At 54.9% G+C, this 12,736-nt stretch carries 8 protein-coding genes and 1 pseudogene; 4 read left to right on the forward strand and 5 right to left on the reverse strand.

The window, feature by feature from the left end; translation table 11 throughout:
- Positions 1 to 232 precede the first annotated feature (232 nt).
- Positions 233 to 1,207, forward strand: a pseudogene (locus KY494_RS01380) (integrase core domain-containing protein).
- A 104-nt stretch (positions 1,208 to 1,311) separates the two neighbouring features.
- Here KY494_RS01380 and KY494_RS01385 read toward each other — a convergent pair.
- The 3 genes from KY494_RS01385 to KY494_RS01395 are packed head-to-tail and all read right to left on the reverse strand — an operon-like array spanning position 1,312 to position 4,611.
- Entirely contained in the window at positions 1,312 to 2,247 is a 936-nt protein-coding gene (locus KY494_RS01385; RefSeq protein WP_219889585.1) for a hypothetical protein, read from the reverse strand.
- The gene (locus tag KY494_RS01390) at positions 2,204 to 3,970 is read right to left on the reverse strand and encodes an ATP-binding protein (protein ID WP_219889586.1); all 1,767 of its coding nucleotides are present in this window, start codon (positions 3,968 to 3,970) and stop codon (positions 2,204 to 2,206) included. The genes KY494_RS01385 and KY494_RS01390 overlap by 44 nt, the downstream gene beginning before the upstream one ends.
- A gap of 29 nt (positions 3,971 to 3,999) precedes the next feature.
- Positions 4,000 to 4,611: a transposase gene (locus KY494_RS01395; RefSeq protein WP_219889587.1), complete on the reverse strand. Its 612-nt coding sequence runs from the start codon at positions 4,609 to 4,611 to the stop codon at positions 4,000 to 4,002.
- Between the two features lie 164 nt (positions 4,612 to 4,775).
- Here KY494_RS01395 and KY494_RS01400 point away from each other — a divergent pair, with 164 nt between their 5' ends.
- Positions 4,776 to 5,744: a tetratricopeptide repeat protein gene (locus KY494_RS01400; RefSeq protein WP_219889588.1), complete on the forward strand. Its 969-nt coding sequence runs from the start codon at positions 4,776 to 4,778 to the stop codon at positions 5,742 to 5,744.
- Between the two features lie 291 nt (positions 5,745 to 6,035).
- Here the strand turns inward: KY494_RS01400 and KY494_RS01405 are convergent, their stop codons facing one another.
- Both KY494_RS01405 and KY494_RS01410 read right to left on the reverse strand, forming a co-directional pair.
- Positions 6,036 to 7,889: a phytase gene (locus KY494_RS01405; protein WP_219889589.1), complete on the reverse strand. Its 1,854-nt coding sequence runs from the start codon at positions 7,887 to 7,889 to the stop codon at positions 6,036 to 6,038.
- A 14-nt stretch (positions 7,890 to 7,903) separates the two neighbouring features.
- On the reverse strand, positions 7,904 to 10,432 hold the full coding sequence (locus KY494_RS01410) for a TonB-dependent receptor (protein WP_258194588.1): 2,529 nt from the start codon (positions 10,430 to 10,432) through the stop codon (positions 7,904 to 7,906).
- Positions 10,433 to 10,748: 316 nt separating this feature from the next.
- Between KY494_RS01410 and KY494_RS01415 the strand changes: the two genes are divergently transcribed.
- Positions 10,749 to 11,651 carry a GGDEF domain-containing protein gene (locus KY494_RS01415; RefSeq protein WP_141169429.1) on the forward strand — a complete coding sequence of 301 codons (903 nt, stop codon included), beginning with the start codon at positions 10,749 to 10,751 and terminating at the stop codon, positions 11,649 to 11,651.
- Positions 11,651 to 12,676, forward strand: coding sequence for an AraC family transcriptional regulator (locus KY494_RS01420; protein WP_258194589.1), 1,026 nt, complete (start codon positions 11,651 to 11,653; stop codon positions 12,674 to 12,676). Before KY494_RS01415 ends, KY494_RS01420 begins: the two co-directional genes overlap by 1 nt.
- The last annotated feature ends 60 nt before the right edge of the window (positions 12,677 to 12,736 follow it).

Consider the following 12,736-nt stretch of genomic DNA (forward strand, 5'->3'; position numbering starts at 1 on the left):
CTTAAGAGCTCAAAGACTTCAGAACTAATGCGACCCCTCCGTTCTAATGCGACCCTCCGTTAATTTTATTGACGTGCAGACAACTGGTTACATAGGTGTTTAGTTTCGTGCGATTATATTCCTCGTCGCAGCATGCCCCTGTTCCGGGCCAGAGCTGCGCTTGACGAGTTGATCGGCGGTTTGCCACCGAGATCGGCCCACCGGTTGCAGCACATCGCATAAACTTCAGCCCATGAGCACAAGCATTCACCCCCAAGTCCGCACCACTCCGAAAATCCGGCAGGAAATCAAGGACTCCGGCCTGTCCGACCGCGAGGCCGCCAAGGTTTTCAATATCACCGTGCCACGGCCGCCAAGTGGCTCAAGCGGGACGAAGTACAAGACCGTTCGCACCGGGCCCATACGCTGCATACCACGCTGAGCGCGACGCAAGAGGCCATCGTGCTGTCACTGCGCCAGTCGCTCTATCTGCCGATTGATGACCTGCTGTACATTACCCGGCAATACAACAATCCCGACGTCTCCACCCGGGCATTGCCGGTTTGCTCAAACGCGAAGGCATGGCCCGGCTGGAAGATGTCATTCCCAAGGCTGAGGGAGAAACGATCTTGGCCAAGCAGACCTTCAAGGACTACGAACCCGGCTTTGTTCACGTCGACATCAAATACTTGCCGCAGATGCCAGACGAAACCTCGCGCCGCTATCTGTTCGTGGCAATTGACCGCGCCACGCGCTGGTTGTTCCTGCACATCTACGGTGATATGAGCGATAAAAGCAGTGTCGACTTTTTGAGCTGGCTCAAGCTGGCCTCGCCAATCAGGATCATTAAACTGCTGACCGACAACGGCTCGCAATTCACCGACGGCTTCACAACAAAAGACAGGAAGCCCAGTGGCCAGCACCCCTTCAATAAAGTCTGCGCCGCAATGAGTATTGAACACCGCCTGGCACCGCCCCGGCATCCGCAAACGAATGGCATGGTGAACGATTCAACGGCCGTATCAGCGAACTATTGCAGCAGACCCGATTCGATAGTCGGGCCGATCTGGAGATGACCTTGCTCAACTATTTAAAGCTTTACAACCACCACATTCCACAACGGGTCATCGGTGCTAAAACATCCATCCAGGCGCTAAAAGAATGGCAGCAAAAGAAGCCGGAACTATTCGTTAAGTGCGTTTATGATCAAACGGGACTGGACATATAGGTAGTCCGCAATATCGTATTCTTGTATTATAGTAGCACCTGACGCCTCTCCTATCCAAACTGAAATACATGCGGTATTTATAATGCCCGATCTAGTAAGAAATACTAAATATTAAATCCATAAATCTTAAAGGCAACTGTGGCGTTGGAAGCTAATGTCGCTGCTAAACGTCGTTTTACCACGTAATCAAGTAAATCGGGGCAATTCGCCAACGCATTATATAACATTCCCGCAGCTGAATGAGTTCCGTTGTTGTTAAATTCAAAAACTGATTTTTCTTTCAGTTGCTGCATCAAATTTTCTATTGTCATGACTAGGTTGAAATTGCCAGGCGATTGAAATATGATACCGGTCGTTAATTCTTTCTCTGTGTATTCATACCAGAACTTTTCGCAAAATCTTAGAATTTTTCTGCGGATTTCTGCCACAGTAGCAAATTGGCCAAACCGTTTTCTTGATGGAAAGTCTAATCTTTTATTGGCACGGAGTGTGAATGTAGGCTTTCCGTCAAAAAAATTGACTATCTCTAACTGCAGGAAATTAGTTTTCATCCATTTGCTAAACACTGGGTGTAGGTGTCCTTCAATGTTACCTTTTGATGAATTGCATTCACCGCATACTGGGACTAAATTATGGAGGAAAACTGCGAACTGAGGGAAATTACTAGTTGGCAAGAAATGATCAAGTTGACCATTTCTCGGAATGCCGCAAATTAAGCATGCTAGAGTTATTGAATATCTCAAATCGTCGAACTTGACTTGAAAAACCGTACCAGACCTATATGCATTTTCAAAAGTTTTTTTGTTGCGTAAAAGATGTCTTGATGGTCGTAATTCTTTGTGATTTCTATTGATAAATTTATGATAGTTGTAATAGTGCCGTCTTACCTCGAGAAAACGGCTGAGAATTTCCTTGCGTTCATCGGTCTTATACGCACGAAAAAAATCTCGCAACATGATCAGTTCTCGCTCAACCTCTTGTTTAATATTATTCATATTATTTGCTTGCTTCTTTGATTTTTCGGTAATAACTAAGTCCATCTACTCCAAGCAAGTTTCTCACTTCCCGATCAAATTTTTCAACATCACTTGAGTTGTCCACTGCGTCGCTAATTACCGTTTCAAACGATTTTTTTACTGTATGGTCATCGAATATTATGTCATTTATTAAGCCAACGCTTTCACCAAATGTTTGAAGCATTGGTCTCAGTATTTTCGTATCTTCATTTTGTCTTTGGAATATATGAACAGAAATAGCCTCAACTTCTCGAACAACCAATGCTGAATGTGACGCCATAATGCAAAAGGAATTTTGTGATATTAATATCGCTCGCAAAATAGATATTCCAGTCGATATAAATTTTGGATGCATACTATTTTCAAGTTCATCCAATAATAGTAAAGTATTTGGCATCACCTGTGCTGATACATTTAAGGCAATATCTATTAGGCATTCTTCTCCAGAGCTAAGGCCGCGCTCAACGCCATTCGAATCTACAAAGCGTAGGCCTCTGGCAGTGTCCACGTTTGCGCAAAAATCTAGTCGATCTCGTTCTCCTCCAAAAGTTCTTAAAAGAGTATATCCACCATGTTTAACGGGTACTTCTATATCAAAATTCTCGATTGCCTCTATAAGAATTTTGCGCAAGAACGCTAATGATAATCCATCTGAATTTCTTCCAATTTTCGCTACCGCCTCTGTTCGGGATAATCGATGATTGCCTCCCGCTCCAATCTTAATACACTTTACGCCTTGAGGTAGGTTTGACGGCGGAGTTGTTGAGGTGGCAAATACGACAAGTTCAAATCCAACATCTTGCAGGTTGCAAACGCCTTCTGTAATTTTATTTAGTGATATATGGTCTTGTGTATTCGTAACTATTTTTGCCGACTCCACTAGTACGCTGGTCTTTCCAATGCCATTTATTCCGATTAAAACGGCAATCCTGTTTTTTCCAAGCGCACTTTCAGAGCAATCGAAAATTAATGTTGGATTTTCTACAAATCTCAAACTTTCATAACTTGACCAGAACGCTCGAACCTCTCTTAAAACATCATCTTCTCTAGCTCCAATTAAAAGACGATTCGAATTACTTTCTGAAATAAGATAGGCATCACGTTTTCTAACGAAACCCATAAAATATTCTTTGGTCGACGTTAAGCTAAGGTCTGGTAAATCTTTAGCCTGTGTTCGCAGAGTCGGCAAATCATGTAATGAGCGAAGAATTTCAGTCGCCGCATCTATTCCGAAAACTTTCCCTAAAGAAAAGTAATTATCTTTGGATAGCTGTGCAGTTATAAAGAGAAATCCAATATCATCTAACGATAAGTAACTATTGGAGTGATTCGACAATTTCTTCTTAAACCAGTCTTCAGTACGCGGTTCCATCTCAACAAGCATTCGCAGAGGTTTTGACCAAACCTTTATTCCAGACTGAAATATTGTGAGTTTTGCATATAGCTTCAAATCAAAATCATTCCACTTATCGCTGTCGGGATGCAATAGTGCAATGATGCCGCTTTTATCGGAAGAAATATTTAAGTTATCGTTTAATGATAGGAATATTTTCATATGTCGGCAATGACTTATTGAGTTGATTTCAGAAATTAATAAATGCTTATTTATTAATTTTAACATTATATAGTGGTGAATTTTATTATTTATTATCAATTCAAGGAATTTATTTCTCTGAGTTGATACTATGGGTTCTATTCCTTTAGCGCCGAAAGTTCCTTTGCCTATAGCATCGATAGTCCACCGCATGAGCCTTCCTGTCAAGTAACGAAGCAATATTAAATGGGTGCGATGTTCATCAGTTGTAGTGCCAGACGCTTTCGGCAATTTTTGCCTCTAAGCATTTGTTCGAATACACCTGCGCCAACCCAGCGCGAAAACGCCTTGTAGACCGCCTGCCAGGGTGGGAACGTCTCCGGTAGCAGCCGCCATGCGCAGCCGGTGCGCAGCACGTAAGAACATGCATTGACGAGATCGCGGCGACTGTAGCGCACGGGTGTGCCTCGCTGTCCCAGCATACGCTTGAACAAATCAGCAACCAGCTGCCATTCAACATCTGTCAGGTTCGTGCTATACGGCGAGATGGCCTCGCGCCTGTGGGCTGCCGTGTAGCCATACCGCTTGGCTCCCTCGGCTCGCACTGCGCACGTCCGGCGTACCGGCTTGAGCCGTACGAAGCCTAGCGTGCGTAGCGCGCGACGAATGGTTGCTGTGCACACGCGTAGACCACAGCGGTGATGCAGTTCATCGGCGATTTCCTGCAAGCTGGCCTGGGCGCGTTCCATCACGATATCGTGCAAAATGGCGATATGCTCAGGCTTCAGCGCTGGCGGTCTGCCACCAACGCTGCTTGACGGTTCAGTGCCGTCGAGTGGATGTGTCGTTGCCATTGCATGCTCCTCCCACATCGAGATAGCATGCCACAACTTCGTTGTTGATTTTGTCTACACCCTCTAAGATGGATATCTTTTGAAATAGCTGGTCGAGCGGTCGAGTAACTCACGTATAAATAAGAATTTGATTTAGCAGATTTAAATATAGGAATAGTGAAAACATGGAATTTGAACGGCTCACAACAGCAGCAACAGCAGGCGACCCATATGCCCAAAACGAGCTTGGCCTGCGGTATCACTTAGGTAAGGGAGTGCCTGTAGACCTCGCTTTGGCGGCAGCGTGGTATAGAAAATCAGCTGAACAAGAGTTGGCAATCCCACAGTACAACTTAGGGTTAATGTACCGCGAAGGCTACGGTGTTGAGAAAAATTACAAGAGTGCCTTTGGCTGGATATCCAAAGCTGCGTATCAAGGGCTTGCAAATGCACAGTATGACGTTGGATTAATGCACGAGTTCGGGAATGGAACGCCAAAAGATGATGCGCAAGCAGTTCAATGGCTGACACGAGCGGCAGAGCAAGACATGCCGGAAGCTCAAAGTCATCTTGGGATGAGATATTTCGAAGGTCGGGGTGTTCCTCAAGATGATGCAAAAGCATTACTATGGACGAAGAAGTCAGCAGAACTAGGTCTGGCGGAAGCCCAGCACCATCTTGCCTTAATGTATCTTGACGGAATTGGTGAGGAACTATACGACGGGGAAGCCGCGTTTTGGGCAAACAAAGCCGCTCAACAAGGGCATGAAGTTGCAATCTATAATGTTGGGCAGATGTACTTGAAAGGTCAGGGTGTGCTGCAAGACCCTTCGAGGGCTATGGCTTCGTTTCTGATACTGGCACAGAAGGGGAACGTGCTATGCCAATACAACCTTGGAGTTTTATATGGACAGCTAGGCACATCAAAAGACGACGCGCAGGCTCTATTCTGGTATGAGAAGGCAGCAGCGCAAGGATATGCTGATGCTCAAGCTAATCTTGCTTTGATGTACATACAAGGAAATGGCGTGCCAAAAGACTACAGCATTGCTGCTGAATACCTATCAAAGGCAGCAGAGCAAGGGCACGCTGGTGCGCAACACAACCTTAAAATGATTGTGAAAAAAATTCAGGGGCAAGGCAAGTTACATTAAAAAATCGCAGATAAGATTTACGAATAAGTTCCTTGATGATTAGGAAGTCCGTTCATTAAACTCATTGATATGAAAAGGAGCCGCGTTTGCATAAGCTTAACTTGCTCATGGCTGTGATGAGGATTTTCGAATCAATAGGAATGGCGGCGGAAGGGCAAGAGTTGTTGCCACAGTTTAGACCTGCGCCTTGGAGCAAACAGTTTTTGGTTTTTTGTTGATACCAATGCGTGCAAACCGCTGAAGCCAGTCATTTCGGTCGCAGCTATTTCGCACGCACTGGATTTGTGATCGCTAATTCAATCCCAACGCCTTCGCCACATCCCCCCACGCCACATACTTGAAGTTCTGCGGCCCATCGGGCAGGCGCTTGTAGCCGTCCTGGATCACCAGCATGCCTTGCGCATACGCGCCGCCCAGGTTGGAGGAGGTGACGTCGAGGCCATCCGTTTCCGAGGTGCCGTCTATGCCGGCGGGCAAGTTGAATCCCACCTTGAAGCGGCCGCGTACTTTATATGGCGCTTGCGCGTCGAGCACCACGTAGCTGCTGTCACCCTGGCTGGAGACGATCAGGTAGCCTGTGTTGGGCGCGCTGCCGGCCTTGCGGTAGATGGCCATGCCTTCCACGTCGGCTGTCAGGTGCTGGCCGACGGGCAAGACCATGGTGAGGGCATCGGGCTTGGCGGCGTCGGCCGAGGTGGTCCAGATGCCGCGCGTTTCCTCGCCCAGGAACAGGCGGGCGTTGGCGTCATCGGCCACGCAGCCTTCCGGTTGCGTGGCGACTTTGAAGCTGCGCAACAGAGTCGCGCTGAACTTGTTGCCGCTCATTTCTATCTTGTACTGCTGGAAGGTGCCGTCCTTGTCGTTGATGAATGCTTGCACGCCGCCGCTGGCCGGCTGGTACAGACACATGCCGTAGATGCTTTTCAGTCCGGTCGGAAAACGGCCCGCTTCCGCCACCTCGCCGCTGGCATTGATGGTAAATAGCATCATGCTGTTGTCGTCGCGCTGGGTGGCCACGGCCAGGTCGACCTTGCTGCCGCCCAACTGGATGTTCTGCCGCACGTCGACGTTGTTCAGGCGGCCCACTTCCAGCAGCTGCGTCTGCTTGCCTTGCAGGTCGTAGACCAATAGCCCCTGTTTCTTGTTGGTGCCCAGGATGCGCGCATTGGCAGGATCGCTGGCCAGCCAGATGGCCGGGTCGTCAGCCGCGTCGCCCTGGCGCGCCATCGGTTCCGTTTGCGCTTGCGGGGCGATGATGGCCAACGCTGGCTGGGTTTCCGCCTTGCCCGCCCATTTCAAGGGCCGCGCCTGCCAACCGTTCTTGCCGCGCAGCAGTAGCGACTCCTTGTCCAGCGCCAGCTGGCTGTCGCCCTTGCGCACGTTCAAGGCGATGGCCTGGGCCGGCTGCGCCGTCCACTGTCCGCCTTGATGGGTGACCAGGTGCAGCTTGTCCGCCTTGCCGTTGAGCACGGCCACGCCGCCGGGCAGCACGGCCAAGGCGCCGGCGCCGCCGTCCAGCTGGCCGTACGGCTTGCGCAGGGCCACCACTTCGCGCTTGCCCATGCCTTCCGAATCGGCGTCATACGCCCACACGCCCATGTTGGACTCGCTCACCAGCAGGCGCCGGGCGCCATCGTCGACACGGCAATGTTTCGCATGGGGCGGCAAAGCGAGTTTGCGCACCAGGCTGCGCTGTTCGCCCTGCATGACCCACTGTTCCGCCTGGCCATCCTTGCCGATCAAGAACAGATGAGCTAGCTGCTGGGCGTCGCGGTACAAACACGATGCTTCCACGGAAAACGTCGGCACGGGAAACGGCGCCAGTTTCACCAGCTTGCCGGCTTGCACGTCGACGGTGACGGGCAGCGGGCGCTGCGTGTCCGCTTCCAGGAACACGGCCAGCACCTTGCCGCCATCGATGCGCGTGTCGAGCTGCTTGGCGCGCATGGCGATGCGGTCCTGTTCCTGGCCGGCCGCATTGAACAAACGCAAGCCGTGTTTATCCAAAGTCAACCAGCCGCCGCCGGGCAGGCGGGCCAGTTCTTCCGCCTCCTGCGTAAAGGAGGGTAAAGCGTTGGCGGGCGCGGCTTGTGCGATGCCGCCGAGGCAAGCCAGCAAAGCGCTACAGAGTACGGTTTTTTTCATGTTATTGATAATCATCAGAAGGCGCTGGCTTTCAGGCTCACTTTGAAAGTGCGGCCGTATTGTTCGTTTTGCACGTTGTATTGCTTCGTGCCTTGGTAGACATAGTATTTCTCGTTGTTCAGGTTCGCCGCTTCAAAGACCACCTGGAATTGCTTGTTGATCTGGTAGGACAGCGAGAAATCGAGCTGTTTCTGGCTGGCGACGATATGGTCCTGGCTTGGATCGAGGATGTCGTTGCCCATTTCCAGCAGATAAGGCGACTTGTAGTTGAGGGCCAGGCGGGCGCTCACAGGCCCTGTTTCATAACCGAGCATCAAGTTCATCACCTGGTTCGACTGACCCGGCAGGCGGATATCGCGGGTGAGCTGCTGCTTGCTCGCCTTGTCGTAGCGGCCGATTTGCGCGCTCGAGGTGCTCAGGGTGCCGTTGACGCCCACGAGGAACTTATTGAATGGCGCCGGCAGCATGCGCAGCGGCTGCATGTAGGCCAGTTCGATGCCTTTCACCTTGGCCGCGTCGCCATTCGCATACGAGGCGGCCGTCGTGTAGCCCGTCCATTGTCCCGTGCCGGCCAGGTTCGTCGTGTAGGTAAAATTCTTGATGTCCTTGTAGAAGCCGTAAGCGGACATCACACCGTCGTTGCCCAGCACTCTTTCGATGCCGAGGTCCAGGTTGTTTGCTTTCAAGGGCTTCAAGTCCGGATTGCCGATCACGGCTTCCGTGTTGCTGGCCAGGCTGATGCCCGGCGCCAGCTGGCTGAAGTTGGCGCGCACCACGGCTTGCGTCCAGGCGGCCCGCACGCTGGTCTTTTGATCCAGGTCATAACGGGTTTGCAGGTTCGGCAGCCAGTTGGTGTACGAGCGTTCGCGCGTCAATGCCTTGGCAACCCCGGTGCTGTCCACCTGCGAGCCGTCCGCCTCAAAGCTGGTGCGTTCGGCGCGCACGCCGCCGAGGATGTGCCAGGCGTCGAAGTCGTAGCTGTTTTGCACATACATGGCGTTGATGTCTTCATGCATGCGGTAATCGTTGATGATGGACTCGGTGGCCAGGCGCGCCTTGGCGCGGTCCAGGCCCGCGACCCTGGCGCGTATCAGGGCCGGGTCCAGCGCCACGCCGATGTTGCCCAGGTCGTAGTCGAGATTGTGGCCTTGCACGAAGGCGCTCATCGAGGTCGAGCCGGCGCCCCAGTAATTGCCGCTGGTGGCCTTGCTGCTGTTATACGCCCATTGATCCGTGTCATTGGTCTTTTCGCGGCGGCTGATCTTCGCGCCGAATTTCAGGGTGGCGATGTCGAACTTGCGCGCCAGGTCGATGCGCGCGTGGTGTTCATTGTCCTTCGAATAGCGCTTTTGCAGGGTGATGGCGTTGAGCGCATAGCTGGCCGGATCGTACAGCGAGGCGGGGCCGCTCAAGACAGGTTCTTGAGTGTCATTGAAACTGATGCCGTTAAAGTTGCTGACGCCGCGGAAACGGCCGTCGTTCAAGGACTCGGGCTTGTCTTCCGTGGCGCGGCTCATGCCGCCTTTCACGTCCAAGGTCCAGTCGCCCGATTTTTGCTGCGTGCCCAGCACGAGCGAGCGCACTTGCTGCGTGTACTTGCGCTGGCGGATGCGGCGCTCGGCGCGCGCGCCGGCCGTCTGGCCTTCGGCCAGGCTGCCGCCCGTGATATTGCTGATGGTCAGGCGGTCGCGCACTTCATCGTCGGAAAATTCGCTGACGAACGAGCGCAGGAACCAGCTGTTGCCCGCTTCCGGGCGGTAATCGAGGTTGACGGCCAGGGCGCCGCGCTTGCGCACGGGCAGGTAGTCGCGCAATTCCAGGCTGGACAGGCGGCCCTTGCTCCATGAACCGCCCGTTTCCACGTCATCGGAGCCGAACGAACGTTTTTCCGCGCTCAGGCCGGCGGCCACGCCCAGCTTGCCGTCGAGGAAGCGCTGGGCCCACAGGGCGCCGCCGCTGGGGCTGGTCCTGCCCGTCTTTTCATCATGGCTGGCACCCACGTTGGCCGACAGCAGCTTGCCCGGCAAGTCGAAGGCGGACAGCGATTTGACTTCGATGGTGGCGCCCAGCGAATTGGCGTCCATTTCAGGGAGTAAGGTTTTCGAGACTTCCAGAGTGCGGATCAGGCCGGCAGGCAGGATATCGAGCGCCACGGCGCGGCGGCCCGCTTCCGGCGACGGCACCAGCGCGCCGTTGATGGTCACCGCATTCAAGTCCGGCCCCAGGCCGCGCACCGTGATGTAGCGGCCTTCGCCCTGGTCGCGCTGCACGGACACGCCCGGCAAGCGGGCCAGCGCCTCGGCCGCGTTTTTGTCCGGCAAGCCGCCGATATCGTCGCTGCTGATGACGCTGATGATGTTGTCGGCTTTCTCCTGTGCGGCGATGGCGTTGCGCAGGCTGGCGCGCTGGCCGCTGACGACGACGGTGGCGGCCGGCAAGCCATCCGCATCTTGCGCTTGCGCATGGCTTGGACCGCTGAAGACGGCCATGATGCCGAGGGCCAGGGCCGTCAGGCGCAGCGGAGAGGGGGGCGAAGTGTGCATGGTTTTCATGAAGAGCTCGGTTAGGGAGGAAGGAACCGGGCGGATTCTAGGCAGCAAATATGACGGTTGCGTGACAGGGGCGGGCTTGCCACCCTGAAAACAACGGCGGGTGAACGCTTTCCGGCCGGAAATGAAGCGTGGTGAGCTGAAATGACCTGCCGGCGCAGGGCGCACGGGCAATGGCTTGCCGGATTTGCATCAGTTGCGTTGCGCATGTTGAGCCGTTTGCACCTGCCGCACGGGCGTGGCGTATGTCATCGTGCCGTCATGGGCGGGCGCTATCGTGGCGGCAGCACCACTTTTAAAGGTCCCCCACATGCTGCCGTTGCACCGTAACAGTCTGATTGCCGCCGCGCTGGCATTGCCTCTGTTCTTTTTCCTGTACGCCACACTTGGGCACCTTAAACCGTTTGCCATCTGGAAGTGGATGGATATCGTCTGCGAAGGCGGCACGGCCGTCATGGCGGGCATCTGGTTTTTGTTCACCCTCAGCAGCCGTCCACGGGGACGGGTGACGAGCCTGATCGCCGGCGGCCTGTGCGCCATCATGCTGGGGTCCTGGGCCGATTGCCTGGATGAATTCTTTGCCGTCGATAAGAGCGCCGTGTGGGACAACTGGCTGGAAGCCCTGATTCCGTTTGGCATGCTGGTGCTGACGATCGGCATGTATTACTGGCGCCAGGAACAGTTCCGCCTGAACGAGCACCTGCAAAAGCGCGAACGCCTGTTCCGCGACCACCGCGCCTTCGACCGCATCACGCAGCTGGCCGACGCCAGCTACCTGCGCACGCAGATGCGCCTGGAGCAGGAACGCCGGCCCGGCCTCGATTGCGCGCTGGTCTTGCTCGACATCGACAGCTTTCATCTGATTAACCGCGAATACGGCCACCGCGAAGGCGACCGCGTGCTGCAAGCCGTGGGTCATATGCTGCTGCTGAACTTGCGCAATGACGATTTGCTGTGCCGCTATGCGGGCGACCGCTTTGCCGTGCTGATGCCGGGCGTGTCGCGCGAGGATGCTGCCGTGAAGGCGCGCCACCTGTGCGCCATGGTGGGGCAGATGCGCCACCACGCCAACGACAACCGTGAAATCCGCTTGAGCCTGCGACATGCGTGCTCGCTCACCGATGGCGTGCCGGAAGTGGTGTTGGCCGAGCTGAGCCGTGCCGTGGAAACGCCGCGCTCCGGTGCCGGGATCAGTTCCGCCGCGCCTGCCTGATGCCGCTGAACCAGCAAGGCGATCCCAGCATCGCGGCCCATCACCAGCCGGCGCTGGTGCTCGATTACGCGCGCAGCCGCGAGCTGGCTGTGGCGCCGCTGCTCAAGGGCACGGGCCTCGACGGCGGTGCGCTGCCATGTGCGGAAAGCCAGGTCAGCGCCGCGCAATACCTGCAATTGCTGGCCAATGTGGCGCGCGGCCTCGACAGTGCCGACACCAGCTTCATGCTGGGCCAGCAAATGCTGCCCGGCCATTACGGCGCGGCCAGCCATGCCTTGCTGCAGGCGCAGAATCTGCGCCAGGCCTTGACCATCCTGTGCGCTTTTCATACCTTGCTGTGTCCGCTGCTGCAACCGCGCTTGCGCGAGGCGGGCGAGCTGCATGTGCTGTACTGGACAGATGCGTTCGGCGCACCGAGCCAGCTGCCGTTTCTGGTGGAAATGCACATGACGGCGCTGGCGGCCATGTGCCGCTGGCTGGCCGGCGAAGCGCTGCCGTGGCGCTTCTGCTTCAACCGCGCGCGGCCCCGTCACGTGGAGCAGCATGAAGTGCACCTGGGCCAGGCGCTGCGCTTCGATTGCCAGGTCGACGCCATGCTCATCGATTCCAGCTGGCTCGATAAACCCTGGCCGCGCGGCAATGCCACGGCGGCCGCGCTGGCCTTGCGGGCGGCGGCGCTGGCGCCCGTGCCGGCTGCGAGCCTGCTCGGAGCGCTGTACGACTATCTGCTGGCGAACATCCGCTGCGCGCCCACGCTGGAACGCACGGCGCAGGAATTCGGTGTCAGTGCGGCCACCCTGAAACGCCACCTGGCGCGCCATGGCACGCATTTTCAGGCCGAGCTGGACCAGGTGCGCGCGCACAAGGCCATCTACCTGTTCCAGGCGCATGACTACGACAACGACGCCGTGGCCGCCTACCTCGGCTTTCATGATGCCACCAACTTTCGCCGCTCGTTCAAGCGCTGGACGGGGCAAACGCCGCAGCTGTTGCGTCATGCGCTGGCGTTGTTCGTGGCTGGTTGAATGGCGGCGTTGCGCGCCAGCGCCATGATGGGTCGTTCCAGAGGGAACAATTGCCCGTTC

Source organism: Janthinobacterium sp. PAMC25594, assembly GCF_019443505.1.
Classification (GTDB): Bacteria; Pseudomonadota; Gammaproteobacteria; order Burkholderiales; family Burkholderiaceae_D; genus Janthinobacterium.

Coding starts and splice junctions, on each gene's coding strand:
- KY494_RS01420 (WP_258194589.1), top strand. CDS start 11,651: ATGCCGCTGAACCAGCAAGGCGATCCCAGCATCGCGGCCCATCACCAG.
- KY494_RS01405 (WP_219889589.1), bottom strand. CDS start 7,889: ATGAAAAAAACCGTACTCTGTAGCGCTTTGCTGGCTTGCCTCGGCGGC.
- KY494_RS01410 (WP_258194588.1), bottom strand. CDS start 10,432: ATGCACACTTCGCCCCCCTCTCCGCTGCGCCTGACGGCCCTGGCCCTC.
- KY494_RS01400 (WP_219889588.1), top strand. CDS start 4,776: ATGGAATTTGAACGGCTCACAACAGCAGCAACAGCAGGCGACCCATAT.
- KY494_RS01415 (WP_141169429.1), top strand. CDS start 10,749: ATGCTGCCGTTGCACCGTAACAGTCTGATTGCCGCCGCGCTGGCATTG.
- KY494_RS01390 (WP_219889586.1), bottom strand. CDS start 3,970: ATGCGGTGGACTATCGATGCTATAGGCAAAGGAACTTTCGGCGCTAAA.
- KY494_RS01395 (WP_219889587.1), bottom strand. CDS start 4,611: ATGGCAACGACACATCCACTCGACGGCACTGAACCGTCAAGCAGCGTT.
- KY494_RS01385 (WP_219889585.1), bottom strand. CDS start 2,247: ATGGACTTAGTTATTACCGAAAAATCAAAGAAGCAAGCAAATAATATG.